This window comes from Leucobacter sp. M11 (assembly GCF_035726885.1).
GTDB lineage: Bacteria > Actinomycetota > Actinomycetes > Actinomycetales > Microbacteriaceae > JAPFRB01.
This window is the reverse complement of the sequence record NZ_JAPFRB010000003.1, coordinates 3,725-4,540: the sequence shown is the minus strand read 5'-3', so window position 1 is coordinate 4,540 and position 816 is coordinate 3,725. Positions and strand designations below refer to the sequence as shown.

Sequence of the window (816 nt, the reverse complement as noted above, 5' to 3'; positions counted from 1 at the left end):
TGGCAGGCCTGGCACGAGGGCGTCGAGGCGAAGCGGAGGGAGCCGCACGGCTTCCTGAGCCCCGTCGGATTTGCCCAGCTCGCCGAGCAGCCACAGCGCCTCGACGCGCTCCCCGGTGAGTGGTCCACCGGCCCGGACGGCCCCGTCGTCCGGCTCGGCCCGGGCGAGCGCCTTGACGACCCGAGCGCCCCGGGCCGCGCGATCACCGGGGAGCACCGCTTCGGCCCCATCCCCGCGGGCGACCTCTGGCAGCCGCACGGCGAACTCATGATCGAGATCCTGCGCCGGGGCAGCGCCGACCTGGTCCGGCTCCGCGACCCCAACGCGCCCCTCCGCACCGGGTACGCCGGGACCCCCGCCTACGCGCCCCGAGCCGAGTGGGCGATCCCCGGGCGCTTCGAGCCCTTCTCCGAGCCGCGCGAGGCCGTGGTCGGCGCGTTTCTCGAAGGCCTCGAGCACGTCTTCGAGGCTCCGGGCACCGTCGTCTTCGAGCGGGACGGCGCCGAGCATCGACTCACCGTCTTCAACGGCGCCGCCCCCGGCGCGCTCCAGGCGCTGTTTCGCGATGACACCAGCGGCGTCACCACCTACGGCCTCATGCGCAGCCTCGCCATCGCCGCCCCCGACGAGCAGGGGCGCGTCCTCCTCGACTTCACCCGCGCCGTGAACATGCCCTGCGCCTACACGGATCACGCGGCCTGCCCCATGCCCCCGCGCGAGAACCGGCTGGCGCTCGCCGTCGAGGCGGGGGAACAGATCCCCACGCACCGCAGCACCGCGGCCGGGGTCGTCCCCCAGAGCCCAGCGCTCGGCTGA

General features: G+C 75.0%; 1 protein-coding gene. It reads left to right on the top strand.

All coding sequences use genetic code 11. The features are described from left to right. On the top strand, positions 1-816 hold an 816-nt coding region (locus OOT08_RS08170; RefSeq protein ID WP_325092139.1), incomplete at its 5' end, for a DUF1684 domain-containing protein.